Raw genomic sequence first — 21,341 nt, forward strand, 5'->3', positions numbered from 1 at the left:
CCTTTTTTCATCGGGATCGGGACGATTCTTACTCTCGTTCGCCGCCGAAGATGCCCAGCAGGGCCAGCAGGCTCTGGAATACGTTGATGATGTCCAGGTACAAGGCCAGCGTGGCGCTGATGTAGTTGGTCTCACCGCCGTCGATGATCTGCTTGAGGTCGTACAGCATGTAGGCGCTGAAGATGCCGATGGCCGCCACCGAAATGGCCAGCATGCCGGCGCTCGAACCCACGAAGACGTTGATGAGGGAACCCACCATCAGCACCACGGCACCCACCATCAGCCATTTGCCCATGCCGGAAAGGTCGCGCTTGATGACGCTGGCCAGCGTGGCCATGACAAAAAACACGCCGGCGGTGCCGCCGAAGGCCGTCATCACCAGGTCGGTGCCGTTCTTGAAACCCAGCACCATGGCGATCAGGCGCGACAGCATCAGGCCCATGAAGAAGGTGAAACCCAGCAGCACGGGCACGCCGGCAGCCGAATTCTTGGTCTTCTCGATGGCGAAGATGAAACCGAAGGCGCCGGCCAGGAAGACGATCATGCCCAAACCGCCACTGAGCGATTGGGTGATGCCGGTGGCCACGCCCAGCCAGGCACCCAGCACGGTGGGAACCAGGCTCAAGGCCAGCAGCCAGTAGGTGTTGCGCAGCACCTTGTTGCGCTGCGCCTGCGACATCGCATAGCCGAAGCGGCCGGATGTCTCCAGGGTGTGGACTTGGTCGTTCATATCGGTCATCTCCTTCAAAAGCTGCCAACAGCAGATGCGGTCATTCTAGGATGATTCAAGCCGCAGCCTGCAAATCACCACGGTTCTTATGTATTTGGTCATGGCAGTTTTGCATCGTCCGGCCACGGTGGGCCGGTAACTGCCGCTATGCTTGCGGGTCTTGTCACATTCCACTTTCGGACTCCACCATGAAAAGCAAACCCGTGCTCCAACTCGCTGATGTCAAACTGATTGCCGCTGCGGCAGAGGCCGAAGCGCTGAAGAACAACTGGGCGGTCAGCATTGCCATCGTCGACGATGGCGGCCACCTGTTGTGGCAGCAGCGCCTGGACGGCGTGGCCCCCATTTCGGCCCAGATCGCTCCGGCCAAGGCACGCACAGCGGCCCTGGGCTGCCGTGAAAGCCGCATCTATGAGGAAATGATCAATGGCGGCCGCGTGTCCTTCCTCAGCGCACCTGGCCTGGACGGCCTGCTGGAGGGCGGCGTGCCGATCATGAAGGACGGCCAGTGCCTGGGCGCTGTTGGCGTCAGCGGTGTGAAGTCGTCGGAGGACGCCCAGATCGCCCGCGCCGGCATTGCCGCCATCGGCCTGTAAGAAAAAAGGCCAGCCGGGGGCATCCCTGGCTGGCAAAACGACCCTGGACAAACGTGCTTGCTCCAGGTCGCCCACGATAAAAAACACTATTTGGTCAGGATCAGCTTGCCCTGGCGCGTGGTCTGCAGCCGGTAGAGTTCACCGTTGTGGCTGATCGTGATCGATTTGCCACCCTGCAGCAGGGCTGCGCTGTTAATGGCGGCCACCGTCTGCGGCGCAGCCGCTCCCAGGTTGCTTGGGTCCGGCTCGCAGGGGCGCGCGGCTGTCGGCTGATGCACAGAGGGCGAGTTCATTCTGCACACCGCCCTTAGCGTACCGGTTCGGTGATGAAGCCGATCTTGCGCAAGCCGGCTTGCTGCGCCATGGCCATGGCCTGCGCCACGCGCTCATAACGCACGTTCTTGTCACCGCGGATGTGCAGGTCAGGTTGCGGGTTCTTGGCCGCTTCGGCCTGCAGCAGGGCCGGCAGGGCTTCGTCGCTGACCTTGTTCTCGTTGATGAAGTAGGCGCCGCTGGCGTCGACCGACAGCTTCACCGTTTCGGGCTTGACCTGCTCCTGCTGGCTGGTGGCCTGCGGCAGATCCACATTGACCGCGTGTTTCATCACCGGCACGGTGATGATGAAGATGATGAGCAGCACCAGCATGACGTCCACCAGCGGCGTCATGTTGATCTCGTTCATCACCTCGTCGGTGTCGTCCTGGGTTCCGAAAGCCATGGTGTGATCCTTCAGGCCTTTTTCATCGGGACGATCTTGGCATCGCCACCGCCGACACGGGCGCCGGTCACGAAGTAGGCATGCAGGTCGTGGGCGAAGCTGTTGAGTGTGCCCAGAATCGCCTTGTTGCCGCGCACCAGCGCGTTGTAGCCCAGCACAGCGGGAATGGCCACGGCCAGGCCCAGTGCCGTCATGATCAGTGCTTCGCCAATCGGTCCGGCGACCTTGTCGATCGTGGCCTGACCCGCCAGGCCGATGCTCATGAGGGCGTGGTAGATGCCCCAGACCGTGCCGAACAGGCCGACGAAGGGGGCGGTGGAGCCGACCGAGGCCAGGATGGCCAGGCCGGCCTGCAGGCGGGCGGTGCTGTGGTCGATGCTGTTGCGCAGGCAACGTGTCACCCAGTCGCTCACGTCCAGGCTGTCGTGCAGATGGGCCTTGGTATTGCGGTGGTGGGCTGCGGCCTCGCGTCCTTCTTCCGCCAGATCGCGGAAGGGGTTCTCGCTCTGCGGGCCGAGTTTGGCCAGACCTTCGGCAAAGTCGGCGCTGTGCCAGAAGGCCTCGGCCTGACGAGCCAGTTTCTTGTAGCGCACGATGTCCAGCGCCTTCAGCACGATCACCATCCACGACGCCAGGGACATGCCCAGCAGCAGCAGGGCGACGAAACGGGTGACCCAGTCACCCTGAGCCCAGACATTGAACAAACCGAATTGCGATTCCATAAACACTCCAGAGACTTCAAACAACTATTCAAGAACAAAATTGATCGGGACGTTGAACCACATGGCCTCGGGCACGCCGCCGCGTTTGCCCGGCACGTAACGCCACTTGAGCACGGTGGTGAGCGCCGCCTGGTCCAGCCGGTCATACCCGCTGGAGGTCCGGATTTCGGCTTGCTGGGCCGTGCCGTCGACGCCAATCAGCACCCGCACCACCACCTTGCCCTGTTCACCCAGGCGTTTGCTCAAAACCGGGTAAGACGGTTTCGGGTTGTTGAGGTAGGCGGCGTCGCTGGATGGCAACTCGACCCGGGAAGGTGCCGTCGGTGTGGCCGGCCCGGTGGCCGCCGGCGCAGCCATGACCGGTGCGGCCGGTTGCGCAGTGCTCTGGCCCATGGGGGCTGCAGGCGCTGGGGCGGGTTCCGGTGTGGCCACAGGCAGGGGGGCGGGTGGCGCTTGGCGCTTTTGCGGCTGTTGCACCTGCGGCTTGGGGGCCGAGGGTTGTGGCGTGTCGGTTTTGGGGGCAGGCGGGCTGATGAATTCGCTCAGCACTTCGGCCGGCACGATCACTTCCACCGCCCGCTTGAGCAGCCCGCTCTGCAAGGCCCAGAGTGCTGCGATATGGAACAGCACCACACTGGCGGCGATGGCAAGGCGTCGATTCATGTAAGGAGCGGGAGCGTGACGTTCAGACAAGGTCATATTTTGAGCGGCAGCCAAGCCAGCGGCCAGGCTTATTTTCGGAGGACCCAGCAGGCCGAGAGGGCGACCAGAATCAGACTGGCGATGGTGGTGAAAAACAGCATCATGCGAAAATTATAAATGAGAATAATTCGTATTCGTGATATGGTCGTTAAATAGTTTGTCTTTTCTGGCGTTGCGGATGTCAGGCCGCTGGCGAGTACAGCAGACTGGGATTTGCCTGGTCCAGGCGACTGCAGCCGCACAGCGCCATGGCAATTTCCAGCTCATCGCGCAGCAGGCGCAGCACATGGGCCACGCCCACGGCACCCGCATTGGCCAAGCCGTGAATATAGGGCCGTCCGAGCAGGACCGCATGGGCGCCCAGGGCCATGGCCTTGAGGACATCGGTGCCACGGCGGATGCCGCCATCCACCAGGACCGGCATGCTGCCGGCCAAGGCCTCGACGATGCGCGGCAGCAGATGCGCCGTGGCCGGGGCCGTATCCAGGGTGCGCCCGCCATGGTTGGAGACGATGACGCCGCCCAGGCCGAGCCGGGCCGCCTGGCGTGCGTCATCGTCATGCAGCACGCCTTTCAGCAGGATGGGCAGACGGGTCTGGGCCTGCAGCCATGCCACATCGTCCCAGGTCGGTGCATGACGCAGCAGGCTGTCAAACAGGGCGCTTTGGCCAGGGTCCAGCGTCACGGCGGGGGACGGGGGCAGGCCGTCCAGGTTGACGGCACGCACACCCGGCGGTACGCGGAAGCCGGCGCGGCGCTCGCGGTCGCGCGCACCGCTGGTGGGCGCGTCGACGGTGAGCACCAGTGCCTCGTAGCCGGCCGCCTCGGCACGCTGTACCAGTTCACGCGTGAAGCCGCGGTCGTGCTGGAGGTAGAGCTGGAACCACAGCGGGCCACGCCCGGGCTCCGACAGCATGGCGTGTGCCACGGTTTCCAGCGGCAGGCTTGCCTGCGTGCTGAGCACCAGACCGGCGCCCAGTGCGGCGGCGGCATGGGCCGTGGCCAGTTAACCATCCGGGTGAGCCATGACTTGGTAGGCCACCGGTGCCAGCAGGATGGGGTGGGCCAGCGTACGGCCCAGCAACTGCACCCGGGTGTGGCCACCGGCCAGTGGCTGCAGCACTCGCGGCAGCAGCTGCAAGGCATGCCACGCCTGCTGGTTGGCACGCAGCGTGATTTCGTCCGCGGCTCCGCCGCAGAAATAGGCCCAGGCGTTGTCGTCCAGGCGTGTGCGGGCGTGGGCTTCGTGGTCGGACAGACTGACCACGTGCTCGGGCAGACGGGCGAGGGCAGGCATGCTGCTCATGGCTTCAGGTATCAGCCCACATGCGCAGCAGGTTGTGGTAGGTGCCGGTCAACGCGGTGGTCTCGGCGCATTCGCCGTGGCGCTCACGCAGTCGCAGCAGGTTCATGTCCAGGTCAAAGAGCAGGCGCCGCTGCTCGTCGCTGCGCACCATGCTCTCGACCCAGAAAAAGCTGGCGAGGCGGTGGCCGCGGGTGACGGGCAGGACTTCGTGCAGGCTGGTGCTGGGGTAGAGCACCATGTCGCCGGCTGGCAACTTGACGCGCTGGCTGCCGTAGGTGTCGGCAATGGACAGTTCGCCGCCGTCGTATTCGTCGGGGGAGGCCAGGAACAGGGTACAACTCACATCGGAGCGCACGCGCTGGTCGTCGCTGCGCGAGTGCATGACCGCGCCGTCAATGTGTTGGCCGTAGTAGTTGGTCTCGCCGCCGTAACGGTTGAACAAGGGGTTGAAGATCTTCTTCGGCAGGGCGGCCGAAAAGAAGATCGCATGGCGGTTGAGGGCCTGCCGCACCAGCGTCTGCAGCGCGCGCGCTGCTTCACTGGTCTGTGGCAGTTGTTCGTTGTTCTTGGCTTGCACGGCCTGCGGCCCGGCCGTGGCGCGCCCATCCAGCCACGAGGCGGTATTGAGGACGGTACGTGCCTGGTGCAGCTCTTCGGGTGTGAGGACGTTTTTCAGATGGATCAGCATGGCGGCGGCTTTGCTGGAGGGCCGGCGCGGGCCAGCCCTCGGGCGCTTTCCTGGTTGGGTTAGAACTGCATTTTCAGGGTCATTTGCACGGACTGCGGCGCACCGGGGCTGTAGAAGCCGCGGTACAGCGAGTCAGCATACAACTCGTTGGTGACGTTGGTGACATTCAGCTTGAGTGAGGTCATGTCGGTGATCATGTACTCGGCCATCAGGTCCAGCGTAGTGAAGCTTTTGGCGCTGACGTGGCGCGCCCCTTCCGGATTCTGCTTGTCACGGTAGTTGAGGCCGCCGCCGACGCGCAGTTTCGGTGTCAGGCGGTAGGTGGTCCACAGGCTGGCACTGTGCAGTGGCGTCAGACCGGGACGATCGCCTTTACCCTGGGCGCCGGTGCCATTGGCAGGGATGACCACATTGCTCTCGTCAATCTTGGCCTCGGGGATCCAGGTCCAGGACAGGAAGGCATCCCACTTGGGCGTGATGCGCCCGGCAATGTCGATGTCCAGGCCGGCTGCGTGGCGCTTGCCGGACAGCAGCTGCTGCGTGGCGGCAGTGTCAGGGTCGGTGTTGCGCTCGTTGTACTTTTCCGAATAGAACAGCGAGGTCGCGAGCATGAGCCGGCGCTCGAAGAGATCGAACTTGCCGCCGACCTCGAGGTTGCGGCTTTCTTCGGGCGGGGTGTTGGCGTCCTTGGCGCTCGGTCCTTGGACGGCGTACTGGTAGACGTCACCCGAGGTGTTGAACGAGGTGCCGTAGGACACGTGGTAGGACGCCGTGTCGCTCGGCTGGTACAGCGCACCCAGGCGCGGGCTCCAGAGCGAATCGGAGCGTGCGTTGCTCGCACCGGCGGCCGTGTAGTAGCTGGCGTTGAAGTTGTCGTTGCGCAGGCCGGCGATCAGCTTGACGGTGGGCGTCAGCTCCATGGTGTCCTGCACATAGATACCCAAGGTGCGGGCGTTGAACTTGTTCATGGGCGCATCGCCGCGCAGGTCGGGCCGAGAGTCGCCATCGTTGGGCGTGCCGACCGTCGTGAAGAGACCGCTGGTAACGCCCGGGAAGTTGTTGTTGCGCAGGGCGTCTTCGTTGGACCAGTCCACCCCGGTGATGACCTTGTGCTTCTTGCCCAGCCAGTTGAAGTCGTTGCTGTAGTCGCTTTGCAGCAGGGTCGTCGTGCTGATGCCGATGCGTCCCTTCGGGTTGCGTTGCAGGCCCGTGCTGTCCGTGATGGCGGCAACTGTCGTGGGGGCCGGCGCCCGGAACACGACCTGGCTGGACCACAGGTCACGCTCATAACGCCCATGGCGCAAGGTGGTCTTGAGTTCGCCGCCGTCCGAGAAGCGGTGGACATGGTTCAGCGTGCCGTAAGTGGCTTTGCCCTTGTTGTAGTCGCTGGCCAGGCCGTAGAAGTTCTTGGCATCGAGCTTGGTCTGGATCTCCCCGTTGCTGAGGATCCAGGGATGGTTGTAGTTGGGGCGGTTGTTGTACTCGAGGTAGTACAGGCCGACCGAGAACTCGTCCGTCGTGCCAATGCCCCAACGGTAGGTCGGGGCGATGCCCTTCTTGCTGACCTTGGCGCCCCAGTTGTCGGCCTCATGCGTCATCACATTCATGCGCAGTGCCGCGTCGTCGCCGGTCTTGAGGTTGAAATCGCCCGTGACACGCAGTTCATTGCCGGTGCCGACCGTGGTCTTGATTTCATGCGAATCCATCAGGAAAGGCTTCTTGTTGACCTGGTTGACGACGCCGCCGGTGGAGCCGCGGCCGAACAGCATGGAGGCCGAGCCTTTCAGCACTTCCACCCGGTCGTAGTTGAAGGTGTCGCGCTCGTAGATCGAGGAGTCCCGCATGCCGTCCACATAGATGTCGCCAGCCTGGACCAGCGAGAAGCCGCGCAGGCGGATGTCCTCTTCGCCGGTTTCGCCAGCCTGGAAGGTCACGCCCGCCGTGCTGCGCAGCACTTCCTTGAAGTCGTCGAGATTGCGGTCGTCCATCAGGCGCTCCGTGATCACGGTGATGGATTGGGGAATGTCGCGCAGCTTTTGCTTGCCCTTGCCGATCTCCGTCTCGGTCGCCCGCAGCGAGGTCTTGGAGGCCGGCGTTTCGGCCGCTTCCTTCACTTCCACGGTGGCCAGCGTCTTGCCGCTGTCCGGCACAGCCTGCTGGGCGAATGCGTTCATGGAGCCGGCCAGCAGCATGGCGCCCAAGGGCAGCAGGGCGGGGGATGCTATTGGATGTATAGCGCTCGACGCTGTAAAGACGGGGCGCTGGGCCGATTGTTTGCTGTTCTTTTTTCGCTGTGACATGGTTGTATCGCCTGGGGTGGATGGACTGGCTGGCTACAACCGGCGCAATTGCAAGAACTGCGTGGCATGGCTTGCTGCGTGAAAAGTAAAGTAAAGAAATTATACACAAATACAAATCATTCTCATTATGTTTATCAGAAAGTTATGGGCAAATCGGAGCGGCGGGCTGTTTGTGCGGCTGTGGCTGGGCCTGGCGCAGGCCATTCGCTCTTGCCGGGTTGTGCTTGGATGAGGCCCGGCCGACAGGCTGCGGACTGGCGTGGTGATCTTCACCAGCGGCGTCTGCCGGGCGGGCTGGCGGACCACACCGTCAAGCGGCGATAGGCGCCCAGAGTGAGCCTGTTAGGGGGACGTCAGGGCGTGCGCCTGACGGGCTGCTGTCTCAGTAAGTCAGCCGCTCGGGGCGGATTTCCTGCAGGATGGTGGTGGCGATCTCTTCGATCGACTTGGTGGTGGTGGACAGCCAGCGGATGCCGGCGCGCCGCATCATGGCCTCGGCCTCGGCCACTTCGTTGCGGCAGTTTTGCAGGGATGCGTATTTGGAATTTGGTCGGCGCTCGTTGCGGATTTCGCTCAGTCGCTCGGGATTGATGGTCAGGCCAAAGATCTTGCTGCGGTGCGGTACCAGCGCCGGGGGGAGCTGGTGGCGCTCGAAATCCTCGGGAATCAGCGGGTAGTTGGAGGCCTTCAGCCCGTATTGCATCGCCAAGTAAAGCGAGGTCGGCGTCTTGCCGCTGCGGCTCACCCCGACCAGGATGACGTCGGAGCTGGCCAGGTCGCGGTTGGATTGGCCGTCATCGTGGGCCAGCGAGAAGTTGATCGCCTCGATCCGGTCATGGTAGGCCTGGCTCTTACTGACGTCGCTGAAGCGGCCGATGCGGTGGTGCGACTTCATGCCCAGCTCGATTTCCAGCGGGTTGACAAAGGTGCCAAACATGTCGAGCAGCATGCCTTTGCAGCCTTCGGTAATGACTTTGTGGACATCCTCGTTGGCAAGGGTGGTGAACACGATCGGCTTTTTGCCCTCGACTTCGCCCGTGTGGTTGATCTGCCGCACGGCCTGGTGGGCCTTGTCCACGGTGTCGACAAAGGGCAGGCGAATACGCCGCATCTCGGTCTCGAACTGGGCGAGGATGGCATTGCCAAAGGTTTCAGCGGTGATGCCGGTGCCGTCGGAGATGAAAAAAACTGTGCGATTGGACATGGATACGGGGCAGGCGGTGGTGGCCGGGGGCGGGTGGTTGGGCAGGACAAGCCGGCCGAAGTTTTACCTGACGGAGCTTACAATACCGGCAATCCACCCGAATTTTCCATGCACTGCAACGCCCGACGAGAACAAGAGCAAAGGCTAGCCGTTGGCATGGGCGCCTCCAGTTCCCCGGAAGGACTGGCGCCAGGCGCGAACTGGTTTTTAACTTCTGGAGCTTTCCCATGTCTGCACTTTTCAGCCCGACCGCCCTGGTCGTACCGTTTGAAAACCTGAGAATGACCGACGTCGAGGCGGTTGGCGGCAAGAACGCCAGCCTCGGCGAAATGATCTCGCAGCTGCCGCAGGGTGTGCGTGTGCCGACCGGCTTTGCCACCACGGCCCATGCCTTCCGCGAATTCCTGAAGCATGGCGGCCTGGCCGACCGCATCAACGCCAAGCTCGATGCCCTCGACACCGAAGACGTGCGTGCGCTCGCGACCGTGGGCGCCGAAATCCGTGCCATGGTCGAGGCCCAGCCGTTCCCGGCCGATCTCGAAAAAGCCATCCGTGACGACTTCGCCAAACTGAGCGCCGGCAACCCGCAGGCCACCTTTGCCGTGCGTTCTTCGGCCACCGCTGAAGACCTGCCCGACGCCTCTTTCGCCGGCCAGCAGGAGACCTTCCTGAACGTGCACGGCATCGAAGAGGTGCTGCACAAGATGAAGGAGGTCTTCGCCTCCCTCTACAACGACCGCGCCATCAGCTACCGCGTGCACAAGGGTTTTGCCCATGCTGACGTGGCCCTGTCGGCCGGTGTGCAGCGCATGGTGCGTTCCGACCTCGGCGCTGCCGGCGTGATGTTCACCATCGATACCGAATCCGGCTTCGAGGACGTGGTCTTCATCACCTCCAGCTACGGCCTGGGCGAGACGGTGGTGCAGGGCGCCGTGAACCCGGACGAGTTCTACGTCCACAAACCCATGCTCAAGGCCGGCAAGCGCGCCGTGGTGCGTCGCAACCTGGGCTCCAAGCTGATCCAGATGGTGTTCTCCACGCCGGAAGAGAAGAAGGCCGGCGGCAAGCTGGTCAAGACCATCGACGTGCCGACCGAACAGCGCAACCGCTACTCGCTGACCGATGCCGACGTCGAGCAACTGGCCCAGTACGCGCTGGTTATTGAAAAACACTATGGCCGTCCGATGGACATCGAGTGGGGCAAGGACGGCACCGACGGCCAGCTCTACATCCTGCAGGCCCGCCCCGAAACCGTGAAGAGCCAGGCCGGCGCCACCGCCGAGATGCGCTACAAGCTCAAGGGCCAGAGTGCGGTGCTGGCCGAAGGCCGTGCCATCGGCCAGAAGATCGGTACGGGCCCGGTGCGTCTGGTGCACAACATCAGCGAAATGGACAAGGTCCAGCCCGGCGACGTGCTGGTGACCGACATGACCGACCCGAACTGGGAGCCGGTGATGAAGCGCGCGTCCGCCATCGTGACCAACCGCGGCGGTCGTACCTGCCACGCGGCCATCATTGCCCGCGAGCTGGGCATTCCGGCCGTGGTCGGCTGTGGCGACGCCACTGAGACGTTGAAAGACGGCACGCTCGTCACGGTGAGCTGCGCCGAGGGCGACACCGGCCGCATCTACGACGGCCTGCTGGAGATGGAAGTGACCGAGGTGCAGCGCGGCGCCATGCCCGAGATCCCGGTCAAGATCACCATGAACATCGGCAACCCGCAGCTGGCGTTCGACTTTGCCCAGTTGCCCAATGCCGGCGTCGGTCTGGCGCGCCTGGAGTTCATCATCAACAACAACATTGGTGTGCACCCCAAGGCCATTCTGGACTACCCGAACATCGACGCCGACCTGAAGAAGGCGGTCGAGTCGGTGGCCCGCGGCCATGCCTCGCCGCGCGCCTTCTACGTCGACAAGGTGGCCGAAGGCGTGGCGACCATTGCAGCGGCCTTCTGGCCCAAGCCGGTGATCGTGCGCCTGTCGGACTTCAAGAGCAACGAATACCGCAAGCTCATTGGTGGCAGCCGCTACGAGCCCGAGGAAGAAAACCCGATGCTGGGCTTCCGCGGTGCCGCGCGTTACGTCAGCGCCGATTTCGGCGAGGCGTTCGCCATGGAGTGCGAGGCCATGCGCCGCGTGCGTGACGAGATGGGACTGACCAATGTCGAGCTCATGGTGCCGTTTGTCCGCACGCTGGGCCAGGCCAAGAAGGTCATTGATCTGCTGGGCCAACATGGCCTCAAGCGTGGTGAGAACGGCCTGAAGATCGTCATGATGTGCGAGGTCCCGAGCAATGCCATCCTGGCGGACCAGTTCCTGGAGCATTTCGACGGCTTCTCGATCGGCTCCAACGACCTGACCCAGCTCACGCTTGGCCTGGACCGCGACTCCGGACTGGAGCTGCTGGCGGCGGACTTCGATGAACGCGATCCGGCCGTGGAAGCGATGATCAGCCGCGCCATTGCCGCCTGCCGCAAGCAGGGCAAGTATGTCGGCATCTGTGGCCAGGGGCCCAGCGACCATCCCGACTTTGCCCGTTGGCTGGTGAAAGAGGGCATCACCTCGATCTCGCTGAACCCCGACACGGTGGTCGAGACCTGGCGCAATATCGCCAGCATGTAAGCAAGATCGCAGGCAAATGGCAACGCTGAAAGTGATTGCGCTGTCATGAGGCAACCGGGCCATCTCTGCCGGAGGGCACGATGACGCCCGGTCGCTTCTCCCTGCGGGGCCTGCTCTTGCTGGTGTGGTTGGTTGCCGCCTTTGGCGGCATTTACTTTGCCCGCGACCTGCAGACGGTAGTCATCGGGTGGCCGCTCGGCTTCTGGTTCGCCGCCCAGGGCGGCGTTCTGGTCTTCATTGCCATCGTTGCCGTGTTTGCCTGGCGCAGCAACCGGAGCGAGCGCCACGGTGCGGCTGCATTTGACGACCAGGCCTATGCCGTCTACCAACGTCGGCTGCACCGCAGCTTCGCCAAGTACGTTGTCAGCCTGCTCGGTTTTCTGCTGCTGCTCGCGCTGGCTGAGCAATTGGGCCTCTCCAAGCAATGGGTGGGGGCCATTTTCCTGGCCGCCACGGTTGCCCTTTATGCGGTGATCGGGATCTACAGCCGAACGGCCGATGCCGATGAGTACTACGTCGCAGGGCGGCGGATTCCCGCCTTCTACAACGGCATGGCGACGGCGGCCGACTGGATGAGCGCGGCGTCCTTCATCAGCATGGCGGGCGGACTGTACCTGCAAGGTTTTTCCGGCACGGGGTCGCAGCCCGGCGGCCTGGCCTATGTGCTGGGATGGACCGGCGGTTTTTGCCTGGTGGCGCTGCTGGTGGCGCCCCATCTGCGCAAACTGGGTCTCTACACGATTCCGGATTATTTTGCCGTCCGCTTCGGTGGCCATTGGCCGCGTCGTCTTGCCGCGATGGCGGCCGTCCTTTGCTCTTTCACCTACGTTGTGGCCCAGATCTATGGGGTGGGCCTGATCACGTCCCGGCTGACGGGCGTGCACTTCGAGATCGGGATTCTGCTGGGGCTCGGCGGGGTGCTGGTTTGCTCGTTCCTCGGCGGCATGCGGGCCGTGACCTGGACGCAGGTCACCCAGTATGTGGTCTTGATCCTGGCCTTTCTGATCCCCGTGTCATGGCTGGCCTACAAGCAGCTCGGGAATCCGCTGGCGCCCTGGGTCTATGGCCAGCAGCTGGAAAAGATCACCCAGCTGGAAAACCAGCTGGCGGCGTCGCCATCAGAGCAGCAGGTGATCCAGGAATATGCGCGGCGCGCGCGGGAGTTCGAGCTGAAGCTGCGCAATGTGGAGGAGGCCCTGGACTCCGAGCGCAAGTTGCTCAAGGAGCGCTTGCGTCTGCTCAGTGAAGAGCGTGCGGACGTTGAAGTCATTTTCGCGGCCCGGCGTGAACTGGCCCAGTTGCCCAAGGACCCCGTCTCTGCGCGGGAGACCTGGACCCGGGCCATGCAGGAAAACCTCAACCGGGCCAAGGCGCTGGGGGGCATGCCGCCCCATGCCCAGCCTTTTGCCGGGGATCCGGATGGCACACCCGAGGAGCGGCAAGCGTTTGAGCTGTCGCGCCGGAACTTCCTGGCGCTGATGTTCTGCCTGATGGTGGGCACAGCCGGCTTGCCGCACCTGCTGACGCGTTTTTTCACCACACCGTCGGTGGCCTAAACCCGGACATCGGTGGCCTGGTCATTGGTCTTCATCGCCTTGCTCTATCTCGCCGCGCCGGCATTGGCGGTGCTGGTGAAATACGAGGTCATGAGCAACCTGGCGGGGATGAACTTCGAATCCTTGCCGCCCTGGATGGCGCAATGGGCCAAGGTCGACAGTTCCCTGCTGTCCATCAATGATGTCAATGGCGACCATCGCCTGCAGTTCTCCGAGCTGAGGCTGGGGGCCGACCTCGTGATGCTGGCCACCCCCGAAATCGGCGGTTTGCCTTATGTGGTGTCTGGCCTGGTGGCAGCCGGTGGTCTGGCGGCGGCCCTGTCCACGGCCGACGGCCTTTTGCTGACCATTGGCAATGCGCTGGCCCATGACCTGTACTTTCAGGGGCAGAACGACCGGGCAAGTGTGATGCGGCGCGTGATGCTGTCCAAATTCGCCTTGCTGGTGGTGGCCCTGGCGGCGGCCTATGTTGCGGCACAAAAACCGGCCGACATCCTCAACCTGGTGTCGATGTCTTTTTCCCTGGCGGGGGCGGCATTCGTGCCGGCCATGGTGCTGGGCATCTTCTGGCACAAGACTTCCAGGGTCGGCGTGGTGGCGGGCATGTTGGCCGGGGTCGGTGTGACGGTCTATTACATGGCGATCAATGCCGCACCCGTACGGCAGCTGCTGGGGCTGCAGGGTTCGGGCCTGTGGTTCGGCATCCAGCCCATTTCTGCCGGGGTATTCGGCGTCCTGGCGGGGGTTGCCGTCACCGTGCTGCTCAGCCTGGTGACGCGTGGCGGCCGCCAGGATGGACCGGACCAGCAAAATCTCATATAATGGAGAGCTTCACCTTGCCGCACCCATCAGACGCTGGGGCGGCTTTTCTGCCCGTAGAGTGCGGGTCATCCACAAGGAGTATCAATGCGTCATTATGAAATCGTTCTGATGATCCACCCGGATCAGAGCGAGCAGGTTCCTGCCATGCTCGAACGTTACAAGGGCATGATCACCGCCGGCGGCGGCAAGATCCACCGTGTTGAAGACTGGGGCCGTCGTCAGATGGTCTACATGATCAACAAGCTGGCCAAGGCCCACTACCTGTGCATCAACATCGAGGCTGACAAGGCTGTCATGGCTGAGCTGGAGCATGCATTCAAGTTCAATGACGCCGTGCTGCGTCACCTGACGGTTCTGAAGAAGAAGGCCGAGACCGGTCCTTCCTCCATGATGAAGACCGTCGAGCGTGAAGACGCCCGTAAGGCTCAGCAGGCGGAATTCCAGGCCTGATCTTCCCGATAGCGAGGAGTGAATCCCAGCGCCAACCAGCTCATCCTGACTGCCTGTATCGCCGAGGTCGCCCCTTTGCGCTACACCCCGGCCGGATTACCGGCCCTGGACCTGAAGCTCGAACATGAGTCGATGGTGCCGGAAGCAGGGCAGGACAGGCAGGTAAAGGCCAGTGTCAAGGCGGTTGCCTTTGGTGCCCTGGCCGAGCGGCTTGCAAAGCAGGCCATTGGCAGTGTCTGGTGCTTCAGCGGTTTTGTCGCCACCCCTCGTAACGGCAAGAGTCTGGTGTTCCACATCCGAGAGTTCAGTCAAGATTAATTTCAGGAGGCCCCCATGGCCACGTTCAAAAAATTCAACAAAGACAAGCGCCCGAAGCGCAATACCCAGTCGCTGCTGTTCAAGCGCAAGCGCTTCTGCCGTTTCACCGTCACTGGCGTCGAAGAAATCGACTACAAGGACATCGACACGCTGCGTGACTTCATTGCCGAAAACGGCAAGATCATCCCGGCCCGTCTGACCGGCACCCGCGCGATCTACCAGCGCCAGCTCAACACCGCTATCAAGCGCGCGCGTTTCCTCGCGATGCTGCCGTACAGCGACCAGCACAAGATCTAAGGAGTCGACCCATGCAAATCATTCTGCTCGACAAGGTCGTGAACCTGGGTAACCTGGGCGAAATCGTCAAGGTGAAAGACGGTTATGCCCGCAACTTCCTGATCCCTTCCGGCCGCGCCCGCCGCGCCACCGAGGCCAACAAGGCCGAGTTCGAAGCCAAGCGCGCCGAACTCGAAAAAGCGGCTGCCGCCAAACTGGCTGAAGCGCAAGGCCTGGGCGAGAAGCTGGCTGGTACCACCATCAAGCTGACGCAAAAGGCCGGTGTGGATGGTCGTCTGTTCGGTTCCGTGACCAACTTCGACATCGCCGAAGAGCTGGCCAAGAACGGCTACAAGGTTGCCAAGGCCCAAGTGCGCATGCCCAATGGTCCGATCAAGACCATCGGCGACAGCACCGTGAGCGTGGCACTGCACACCGACGTGGTGGTTGACATCACCGTTTCCGTGTACGGCGAAACCGCTTAAGCTGCGGCTCTCTCCACCAAAAGCCGCCAGGGCCTGTCTCTGGCGGCTTTTGTCTTTGTGATGGGTGTTTTCGCCCATACATGCATTTGCACAGATTACCCACAGCTTGTGGGTCAGTTGTCCCCAGCATGTTCCTCGACGATCGCGTGCCGAGGGCTTAGCATTGGGGATTACAAGGAAACCTTCATTCATGTCCGCCGTATTGACCCCCGTAGATGACGACTACGGACAAGACCGCCAAGTTGCGCAACTGCGAGTCCCGCCGCACTCGATCGAGGCCGAATCCAGCGTGCTCGGGGGCCTGCTGCTGGACAACGGTGCCTGGGACCGGGTCGGCGACCTGCTGGGGGAGGGGGACTTCTACCGCTACGAGCACCGGCTGATCTATGCCGCCATCGCGGCGCTGATCAACGCCAGCAAACCGGCGGACGTGATCACGGTGTTCGAGCAGCTGCAAAGCCAGGGCAAGGCGGAGGAGATCGGCGGCCTGGCCTATCTCAACTCGCTGGCCCAGTACGTGCCCAGCGCCGGCAATATCCGTCGTTATGCCGAAATCGTGCGCGAGCGCGGCATCCTGCGCAAGCTGGTGGCGGCGAGCGACGAGATCGCCACCAACGCCTTCAACCCGCAGGGGCGGCCGGTGGCGGCCATCTTGGACGAGTCCGAGCAGAAGATCTTCAACATCGGCGAGGAAGGTTCGCGCATGAAGCGCGGCTTCCAGTCCATGGACACCCTGGTGGTGGACCTGCTGGACCGCGTGCAGGAGATGGCCGACAACCCGAATGACATCACCGGCGTGCCGACCGGCTTCTACGATTTGGACCGCATGACCTCCGGCCTGCAGCCGGGCGACATGGTGGTGCTGGCGGCGCGTCCCTCCATGGGCAAGACGGCGTTTGCCATCAACATTGCCGAGCACGTGGCGCTCAATGAAGGCCTGCCGGTGGCGGTGTTTTCCATGGAAATGGGTGCCGCCCAGCTGGCGGTGCGTATCGTCGGCTCCATCGGCCGCATCGACCAGGGCCATCTGCGTACCGGCAAGCTGACCGATGAGGAGTGGCCGCGCCTGACGGAAGCGATCGAGAAGCTGCGCACCATCTCGCTGCACATTGACGAGACCGCCGGCCTGACCGCCAGCGAGCTGCGCGCCAATGCCCGCCGGCTGGCGCGCCAGTGCGGCAAGCTCGGCCTGATCGTGGTCGACTACCTGCAGCTCATGAGCGGCACCAGCGGCGACAACGAAAACCGCGCCACCGAACTGGGCGAGATCTCGCGCGGCATGAAGATGCTGGCCAAGGAACTGGGCTGCCCCTTGATTGCGCTGTCACAGCTCAACCGCAGCGTGGAAACGCGCCCCGACAAGCGCCCCATGATGAGCGACCTGCGCGAATCCGGCGCCATCGAGCAGGACGCCGACATCATCATGTTCATCTACCGCGACGAGTACTACACCAAGGACGCCTGCAAGGAGCCGGGGGTGGCCGAGATCATCATCGCCAAGCAGCGTAACGGCCCGACCGGTACCGTCAAGCTGGCCTTCCTGAACCGCTTGACGCGCTTCGAGAACCTGGCCGCCGGCTACGGCAGCGGCGATTTCTAAACAAAAACGGGGCCGAGGCCCCGTTTTTATTGCGCAAGAAGCTACTCTTTTTATAGCACTTCGGAGGCAAAGTCCGCCAGGCGCGAGCGCTCGCCGCGCGCCAGCGTGATGTGGCCGCCATGCGGCCAGCCCTTGAACTTGTCCACCGCGAAGGTCAGGCCCGACGAACCTTCGGTCAGGTAGGGCGTATCGATCTGCGCCAGGTTGCCCATGCAGATGATCTTGGTGCCGGGGCCGGCGCGTGTGATCAGCGTCTTCATCTGCTTGGGTGTCAGGTTCTGCGCCTCGTCGATGATGACGTACTTGTTCATGAAGGTGCGGCCGCGCATGAAGTTCATGCTCTTGATCTTGATGCGGCTGCGGATCAGTTCGCTGGTGGCGGCGCGGCCCCATTCACCGGCACCGGTGTCGGTCTTGGACAGCACCTCCAGGTTGTCATCCAGCGCGCCCATCCAGGGGCCCATCTTTTCTTCTTCGGTACCGGGCAGGAAGCCAATGTCCTCACCCACACTCACCGTGGCGCGGGTGACGATGATCTCGGTGTAGCGGCGGTCGTCCAGCACCTGGGTCAGGCCGGAGGCCAGCGCCATCAGCGTCTTGCCGGTGCCGGCGGTGCCGGTCAGGGTCACGAAATCGACTTCCGGGTCCATCAGCAGGTTCATGGCGAAGTTCTGCTCGCGGTTGCGCGCAGCCACGCCCCAGACGGCATTCTTGAGGTGGGTGTAGTCCTTCAGTGTCTTGAGCACGGCGGTCTTGCCGCGGATTTCGGACACGCGGGCGTACAGGCTCGGTTCGCCCGGTGCTTCGAAGTAGACGAACTGGTTGATCAGCAGGCTGGGCACGATCGGGCCGTTGATGCGATAGAACGTGTGCGGGCCCTGCTGCCAGCTCTCCACGGTCTGGCCATGGGTGGTCCAGAAATCGGCCGGCAGGGCCAGCGAGCCGGCGTAGAGCAGGTCGCCGTCGTCCAGCGTCTTGTCGTTCTGGTAGTCGTCGGTGGCCAGGCCCAGGGCCCGGGCCTTGACGCGCATGTTGATGTCCTTGGACACCAGCACCACCTCACGCGGCGCGTACTGCTGGCGCAGCGCCTCCACCACGCCCAGGATCTGGTTGTCGGCCTTGCCCTGCGGCAGGCTGGTGGGCAGTTTGTAGTCCAGCGGCTGGGTCTGGAAGAACAGCTTGCCGCCGGCCTCGCGGTGGCCGGTGGTGTCGAGCTTGAGGCCGGCCGCGATGTCCGCGCCCTGGGCATCTGCCAGACCGTCGAGCATGCGGCTGGTCTGGCGCGCGTTGCGGGCGACCTCGGTCATGCCTTTCTTGTGGCCGTCGAGCTCTTCCAGCACGATCATGGGCAGGAAGATGTCATGTTCCTCGAAGCGGAACAGGCACATCGGGTCGTGCATCAGCACATTGGTGTCGAGCACGAACAGCTTGCTCGGACCGCTGGCGCGGCTTTTCTTCGGCTCGGGCGGGCTTTGCGTGGCCGGTGCCGTGCTGCTCACGGGGGCGGCCTTTGCCTTGCTGCCGCGCGAGGTCTTGGGGGCGGCCTTGGCCCGGCTGGGCGGTACGGGAGGCGCTACTTCGGCCGCGGCCCCGCCGGCATGCTCAAACAGGTCGCGGGCTTGCGGCTTGCGGTCGGCGGGAGGTGCTTCGAAGGCGGTCGCTGATTCTCTGGATGACCGGGGCTTGCTGCGGGCCGGTGCATCAAAAGCGTCGGGAGACAGCAGGGCTGCGCGCTTGGTAGGGGCGGGAGGCAGAGGCATGGGGCGTAAGGCTCGCAAAAAGGTTAGCGGATGCCGCCGAAAAAGCAAAAAAGCCGCCTGGTAAACCTGGGCGGCTTTTTTCGGGGAGCTTCGTCGCTGTTCTCAACGGCATAAATTCATTATGCATGAGCTGGGCTAACTCCGCATTACATGTTGCTGCAACGCATCAAAGGCGGGGTGCCGCCCGGTTTTCAGCTTAGGCGGCAGCGGCTTTCTTGAGCGCCTTGACGGCCTTCAGCACTTCGTCCACATGGCCCGGCACCTTCAGGCCGCGCCATTCCTGCTTGAGCTGACCATCGGTGCCGATCAGGAAGGTGCTGCGCTCGATGCCCTTGACCTTCTTGCCGTACATGATCTTGTTCTTGACCACGCCGAACATGTGGCACATCTTCTCTTCGGTGTCGGCGATGAGTTCGAAGGGCAACTCCAGCTTGGCCTTGAACTCGTCGTGGGACTTCATGTTGTCGCGCGAAACACCGAACACGGTGGCGCCGGCCTTCACGAAATCCTTGTACTTGTCGCGGAACTGCATGGCTTCCGTGGTGCAGCCGGGCGTGTTGTCCTTGGGGTAGAAATACAGCACGAGGGTCTGGCCGAGGTGGGAAGTGTTGGAAACCTTGATGCCGCTGGTGGCATTTGCTTCAAATTCCGGGATAGGTTTGTTTACAACGATCGCCATAAGCCTTAAATCTTGTGTGACAGGAGCTGTCGTATGGTGGTCGGGGTTGACGCTGTGACAGCAGGGTGGCGCCCCCGACTCAATTTATCAATTTTACCTTGAAATCGATAACCTGGTGGGGGTGGGGGCGCTAGGGGCTTTCCAGTAGGAGGGCGGCGACCACATGCCGGCCTTCGCCGGCCAGGATGTTGTAGGTGCGGCAGGCGGCTGCCGTGTCCATGGTCTCGACGCCGATGCGCCGCTCAGCCAGGGCCTGCAGCCAGGCCGGCTGGGGAAAGCGCAGGCGGTCGCCGCTGCCGAACAGCACCAGCTCGGGACCGATGTCGGCCAGCCGGGCGAAGTGCGCGGCGCTCAGATCGCTGTAGCGCGCGCAGTCCCAGTCGAAGCGCTGACCACGCGAACCGACCACCAGGCTGGTGGTGATTTTTTCCCCGTCCAGCCCGATCCAGCCCGGGCCGTAGCCGCTGATGGTCTGAACGTCGAATTTGTCGGGTTGGAGTTTCATAGGCAGAAGGGAACTGTGGTCAAATTATAGGTTTCGCCCCGCTTTCAGCATCCCGGAGGGACTTTGAAAACCATACGTAAATCTGCCAAGCTGTCCAACGTGCTCTACGACATTCGCGGCCCCATCATGGATGCGGCCAAGCAAATGGAGGAAGAGGGACAGAAGATCATCAAGCTCAATATCGGGAACTTGGCGGCTTTCGGTTTCGACGCGCCGGAGGAAATCCAGCAGGACATGATCCGCAACCTGCCCAATTCGGCAGGTTATTCCGACAGCAAGGGCATCTTCGGGGCGCGCAAGGCGGTGATGCACTACACCCAGCAGCAGGGCATGAAGGGTGTGACGCTGGACGACATCTACCTGGGCAATGGCGCCAGCGACCTGATCGTCATGGCCACCAACGCGCTGCTCGACGAAGGTGACGAACTGCTGTTGCCGGCCCCTGACTACCCGCTGTGGACAGCGGCCACCAGCCTCTCGGGGGGCACGCCGGTGCACTACCTGTGCGACGAAGAGAACGGCTGGATGCCGGACCTCAACGACATCCGCAGCAAGATCACGCCACGCACCAAGGGCATCGTGGTCATCAACCCGAACAACCCTACCGGCGCCCTGTATTCCGAAGAACTGCTCAAGGGCATTGTCGACATCGCACGCGAGCATGGCCTGGTGATCCTCGCGGATGAGGTGTACGACAAGGTGCTCTACGACGGCGAACACCACGTTGCGCTGGGCAGCCTGTCGGAAGACGTGCTCACGCTGACCTTCAACTCCCTCAGCAAGTCCTACCGTTCCTGCGGTTACCGCGCCGGCTGGATGGTGATCTCGGGCGACAAACGCGGCGCACAGGATTACATCGAAGGCCTGAACATGCTGGCCAACATGCGGCTGTGCGCCAATGTTCCGGGCCAGTGGGCGGTGCAGACAGCGCTGGGGGGCTACCAGAGCATCAACGACCTGGTGAAGGAGGGCGGCCGGCTGCGCCGCCAGCGCGACCTGGCGTACGAGCTCATCACCGCCATTCCGGGGGTGACGTGTGTGAAACCCAAGGCGTCGCTCTACATGTTTCCCCGGCTCGACCCCAAGATCTACCCGATCGAGGACGACCGCCAGTTTTTCCTTGAGCTGCTGCGCGAGACCCGTGTGATGCTGGTGCAGGGCAGTGGCTTCAACTGGCCCAAACCGGACCACTTCCGCATCGTGTTCCTGCCGTATGAAGACGATTTGCGCGAGGCCATCGGCCGCGTGGCCAAATTCCTTGAAAACTACCGAAAGCGCCACGCGCGCGCCTAATTTTGAAGAC

General features: G+C 63.0%; 19 protein-coding genes and 2 pseudogenes. 9 read left to right on the top strand and 12 right to left on the bottom strand.

Annotation, left to right across the window (positions count from 1 at the left end; genetic code table 11):
* Positions 1–28: 28 nt before the first annotated feature.
* Entirely contained in the window at positions 29–730 is a 702-nt protein-coding gene (locus CDE01S_RS10005) for a Bax inhibitor-1/YccA family protein (RefSeq protein WP_066706530.1), read from the bottom strand.
* Positions 731–918: 188 nt separating this feature from the next.
* On the opposite strand from CDE01S_RS10005, the gene CDE01S_RS10010 reads away from it, so the two are divergent.
* Positions 919–1,326 carry a GlcG/HbpS family heme-binding protein gene (locus CDE01S_RS10010; RefSeq protein WP_066706533.1) on the top strand — a complete coding sequence of 136 codons (408 nt, stop codon included), beginning with the start codon at positions 919–921 and terminating at the stop codon, positions 1,324–1,326.
* 86 nt (positions 1,327–1,412) lie between these two features.
* Here the strand turns inward: CDE01S_RS10010 and hemP are convergent, their stop codons facing one another.
* From hemP to ppsR, 8 genes and pseudogenes are all read right to left on the bottom strand, one after another.
* Positions 1,413–1,619, bottom strand: coding sequence for a hemin uptake protein HemP (gene hemP / locus CDE01S_RS10015; RefSeq protein ID WP_066706536.1), 207 nt, complete (start codon positions 1,617–1,619; stop codon positions 1,413–1,415).
* A 14-nt stretch (positions 1,620–1,633) separates the two neighbouring features.
* Positions 1,634–2,044 carry an ExbD/TolR family protein gene (locus CDE01S_RS10020; RefSeq protein WP_066706542.1) on the bottom strand — a complete coding sequence of 137 codons (411 nt, stop codon included), beginning with the start codon at positions 2,042–2,044 and terminating at the stop codon, positions 1,634–1,636.
* Positions 2,045–2,055: 11 nt separating this feature from the next.
* Positions 2,056–2,766 (bottom strand): MotA/TolQ/ExbB proton channel family protein, encoded by a 711-nt coding sequence (locus tag CDE01S_RS10025; RefSeq protein WP_066706545.1) that lies wholly within the window; start codon positions 2,764–2,766, stop codon positions 2,056–2,058.
* Positions 2,767–2,790: 24 nt separating this feature from the next.
* The gene (locus CDE01S_RS10030) at positions 2,791–3,465 is read right to left on the bottom strand and encodes an energy transducer TonB (protein ID WP_066706548.1); all 675 of its coding nucleotides are present in this window, start codon (positions 3,463–3,465) and stop codon (positions 2,791–2,793) included.
* 184 nt (positions 3,466–3,649) lie between these two features.
* Positions 3,650–4,774: pseudogene (locus tag CDE01S_RS10035) on the bottom strand (alpha-hydroxy acid oxidase).
* Between the two features lie 4 nt (positions 4,775–4,778).
* Positions 4,779–5,462, bottom strand: coding sequence for a Fe2+-dependent dioxygenase (locus CDE01S_RS10040; protein WP_066706552.1), 684 nt, complete (start codon positions 5,460–5,462; stop codon positions 4,779–4,781).
* 59 nt (positions 5,463–5,521) lie between these two features.
* Positions 5,522–7,762 (bottom strand): TonB-dependent receptor, encoded by a 2,241-nt coding sequence (locus CDE01S_RS10045; RefSeq protein ID WP_066706554.1) that lies wholly within the window; start codon positions 7,760–7,762, stop codon positions 5,522–5,524.
* 382 nt (positions 7,763–8,144) lie between these two features.
* Positions 8,145–8,966: a posphoenolpyruvate synthetase regulatory kinase/phosphorylase PpsR gene (gene ppsR / locus CDE01S_RS10050; RefSeq protein ID WP_066706556.1), complete on the bottom strand. Its 822-nt coding sequence runs from the start codon at positions 8,964–8,966 to the stop codon at positions 8,145–8,147.
* Between the two features lie 227 nt (positions 8,967–9,193).
* Between ppsR and ppsA the strand changes: the two genes are divergently transcribed.
* The 7 genes and pseudogenes from ppsA (at position 9,194) to dnaB (ending at position 17,094) form a co-directional block, all read left to right on the top strand.
* Positions 9,194–11,587, top strand: coding sequence for a phosphoenolpyruvate synthase (gene ppsA, locus CDE01S_RS10055; protein ID WP_066706560.1), 2,394 nt, complete (start codon positions 9,194–9,196; stop codon positions 11,585–11,587).
* Between the two features lie 80 nt (positions 11,588–11,667).
* Positions 11,668–13,965: pseudogene (locus tag CDE01S_RS10060) on the top strand (VC_2705 family sodium/solute symporter).
* Positions 13,966–14,049: 84 nt separating this feature from the next.
* Entirely contained in the window at positions 14,050–14,415 is a 366-nt protein-coding gene (rpsF, locus tag CDE01S_RS10065; protein WP_066706563.1) for a 30S ribosomal protein S6, read from the top strand.
* Between the two features lie 18 nt (positions 14,416–14,433).
* Entirely contained in the window at positions 14,434–14,733 is a 300-nt protein-coding gene (priB, locus tag CDE01S_RS10070) for a primosomal replication protein N (protein ID WP_066706570.1), read from the top strand.
* Positions 14,734–14,748: 15 nt separating this feature from the next.
* Positions 14,749–15,030 carry a 30S ribosomal protein S18 gene (gene rpsR, locus CDE01S_RS10075; protein ID WP_066706571.1) on the top strand — a complete coding sequence of 94 codons (282 nt, stop codon included), beginning with the start codon at positions 14,749–14,751 and terminating at the stop codon, positions 15,028–15,030.
* 11 nt (positions 15,031–15,041) lie between these two features.
* The gene (gene rplI / locus CDE01S_RS10080) at positions 15,042–15,494 is read left to right on the top strand and encodes a 50S ribosomal protein L9 (RefSeq protein WP_066706572.1); all 453 of its coding nucleotides are present in this window, start codon (positions 15,042–15,044) and stop codon (positions 15,492–15,494) included.
* A gap of 190 nt (positions 15,495–15,684) precedes the next feature.
* On the top strand, positions 15,685–17,094 hold the full coding sequence (gene dnaB, locus CDE01S_RS10085) for a replicative DNA helicase (RefSeq protein ID WP_066706575.1): 1,410 nt from the start codon (positions 15,685–15,687) through the stop codon (positions 17,092–17,094).
* A 50-nt stretch (positions 17,095–17,144) separates the two neighbouring features.
* Here dnaB and CDE01S_RS10090 read toward each other — a convergent pair whose 3' ends face one another.
* From CDE01S_RS10090 to CDE01S_RS10100, 3 genes are all read right to left on the bottom strand, one after another.
* On the bottom strand, positions 17,145–18,854 hold the full coding sequence (locus tag CDE01S_RS10090) for a PhoH family protein (protein ID WP_066706578.1): 1,710 nt from the start codon (positions 18,852–18,854) through the stop codon (positions 17,145–17,147).
* Between the two features lie 196 nt (positions 18,855–19,050).
* Positions 19,051–19,533, bottom strand: a complete 483-nt coding sequence (locus CDE01S_RS10095; protein WP_066706581.1) for a peroxiredoxin — start codon at positions 19,531–19,533, stop codon at positions 19,051–19,053.
* A 130-nt stretch (positions 19,534–19,663) separates the two neighbouring features.
* Entirely contained in the window at positions 19,664–20,038 is a 375-nt protein-coding gene (locus CDE01S_RS10100; protein WP_066706584.1) for an Mth938-like domain-containing protein, read from the bottom strand.
* Positions 20,039–20,101: 63 nt separating this feature from the next.
* Between CDE01S_RS10100 and CDE01S_RS10105 the strand changes: the two genes are divergently transcribed.
* A complete protein-coding gene (locus CDE01S_RS10105; RefSeq protein WP_066706587.1) occupies positions 20,102–21,331 on the top strand; it encodes a pyridoxal phosphate-dependent aminotransferase in 1,230 nt (409 codons plus the stop codon).
* The last annotated feature ends 10 nt before the right edge of the window (positions 21,332–21,341 follow it).

This window comes from Curvibacter delicatus NBRC 14919 (assembly GCF_001592265.1).
Lineage (GTDB): Bacteria > Pseudomonadota > Gammaproteobacteria > Burkholderiales > Burkholderiaceae_C > Hylemonella > Hylemonella delicata.

Bases quoted from the DNA above. Each gene is read 5' to 3' on its own strand.
- CDE01S_RS10005 (WP_066706530.1), bottom strand. From the start codon at position 730: ATGAACGACCAAGTCCACACCCTGGAGACATCCGGCCGCTTCGGCTAT.
- CDE01S_RS10010 (WP_066706533.1), top strand. From the start codon at position 919: ATGAAAAGCAAACCCGTGCTCCAACTCGCTGATGTCAAACTGATTGCC.
- hemP (WP_066706536.1), bottom strand. From the start codon at position 1,619: ATGAACTCGCCCTCTGTGCATCAGCCGACAGCCGCGCGCCCCTGCGAG.
- CDE01S_RS10020 (WP_066706542.1), bottom strand. From the start codon at position 2,044: ATGGCTTTCGGAACCCAGGACGACACCGACGAGGTGATGAACGAGATC.
- CDE01S_RS10025 (WP_066706545.1), bottom strand. From the start codon at position 2,766: ATGGAATCGCAATTCGGTTTGTTCAATGTCTGGGCTCAGGGTGACTGG.
- CDE01S_RS10030 (WP_066706548.1), bottom strand. From the start codon at position 3,465: ATGACCTTGTCTGAACGTCACGCTCCCGCTCCTTACATGAATCGACGC.
- CDE01S_RS10040 (WP_066706552.1), bottom strand. From the start codon at position 5,462: ATGCTGATCCATCTGAAAAACGTCCTCACACCCGAAGAGCTGCACCAG.
- CDE01S_RS10045 (WP_066706554.1), bottom strand. From the start codon at position 7,762: ATGTCACAGCGAAAAAAGAACAGCAAACAATCGGCCCAGCGCCCCGTC.
- ppsR (WP_066706556.1), bottom strand. From the start codon at position 8,966: ATGTCCAATCGCACAGTTTTTTTCATCTCCGACGGCACCGGCATCACC.
- ppsA (WP_066706560.1), top strand. From the start codon at position 9,194: ATGTCTGCACTTTTCAGCCCGACCGCCCTGGTCGTACCGTTTGAAAAC.
- rpsF (WP_066706563.1), top strand. From the start codon at position 14,050: ATGCGTCATTATGAAATCGTTCTGATGATCCACCCGGATCAGAGCGAG.
- rpsR (WP_066706571.1), top strand. From the start codon at position 14,749: ATGGCCACGTTCAAAAAATTCAACAAAGACAAGCGCCCGAAGCGCAAT.
- rplI (WP_066706572.1), top strand. From the start codon at position 15,042: ATGCAAATCATTCTGCTCGACAAGGTCGTGAACCTGGGTAACCTGGGC.
- dnaB (WP_066706575.1), top strand. From the start codon at position 15,685: ATGTCCGCCGTATTGACCCCCGTAGATGACGACTACGGACAAGACCGC.
- CDE01S_RS10090 (WP_066706578.1), bottom strand. From the start codon at position 18,854: ATGCCTCTGCCTCCCGCCCCTACCAAGCGCGCAGCCCTGCTGTCTCCC.
- CDE01S_RS10095 (WP_066706581.1), bottom strand. From the start codon at position 19,533: ATGGCGATCGTTGTAAACAAACCTATCCCGGAATTTGAAGCAAATGCC.
- CDE01S_RS10100 (WP_066706584.1), bottom strand. From the start codon at position 20,038: ATGAAACTCCAACCCGACAAATTCGACGTTCAGACCATCAGCGGCTAC.